The sequence below is a fragment of the Helicobacter sp. 10-6591 genome (genome assembly GCF_003288805.1).
In the GTDB taxonomy this organism is placed as follows: Bacteria; Campylobacterota; Campylobacteria; order Campylobacterales; family Helicobacteraceae; genus Helicobacter_F.
In genome coordinates this window covers 1-828 of sequence record NZ_NHYK01000049.1, presented here as the reverse complement: position 1 = coordinate 828, position 828 = coordinate 1, and the positions used below count along the sequence as shown (strand labels likewise).

Here is an 828-nt window from a genome sequence, read left to right as displayed (position 1 = left end):
AGCATCTCATCTATGCTTATGGACTTCGCCCCAAGAGAGCTTACCAATACAAGTACACAAGAGCGTTTAGAATCCAATTCCCACCTCTAGCATAGCGCTTACATCCCTACTTGCTGGATAGTTGGTGTTTGTGATAGCTGTGGCAGTGTCTGCTATATTGAGAGCCACTGGCTGAGATTCTCCAAAGACTTTGTATTGGCCCTTGAGCTTTGTATAGAAGTAGAGGCGCTCATTTATTGCTTGTGTAAAGCCTACACTCACAAGGACTGTGTGTCCTAGCTTGCTGACATAAGATCTTGCGCTCATGCCCTTATCACCCCTTGATGGGTCAATAAAGCTATAGTAAATGCCTGTAGGCATATACCCAGCGCTATAAGTGAGTTTGTAGCTTTGTCCAAGAGGAAGCGCTCCTTCAAGCTCTACTCCGGCGTTCCAGGTGGTTTTTTTCAAGAGATCAGTTTCTTTGTGAGAATTGGTCACTTCACCAAAACCACCTATGAGGTTGAGAAACAAAGGCGTTTCTTTGCTAGCAAGATTAAATCCAAATCGAATCAGTATATGAGAATAACGAAAGTTTTTGCCAGAGCCAAACTTTTCAAGATAAGCAAACTGCGAGTTTGAGAGCTTGCGTTTCCCACTCCCAGAATCCCTGTCATACTCTGCGCTGAATTTTATCTTGTGGTTTTGGCTTATCAAGTCTGTGTGGAGATTGAGATGGATTCCATAGTATTGCATACTAATATTTGTAGCGCTGGAGTTGCTATAAAAGCCTCCTATACCTATGCTGGCGTGTTCGCTCACACCTAAACTCTCTAGAGCCAATAGAGG

General features: G+C 43.6%; 1 protein-coding gene. It reads right to left on the bottom strand.

The genetic code is table 11. The features are described 5' to 3' along the window. Positions 1–66: 66 nt before the first annotated feature. Positions 67–828, bottom strand: a 762-nt coding sequence (locus CCY97_RS08100; RefSeq protein WP_220091899.1) for a hypothetical protein, incomplete at its 5' end; no start/stop codon positions are given.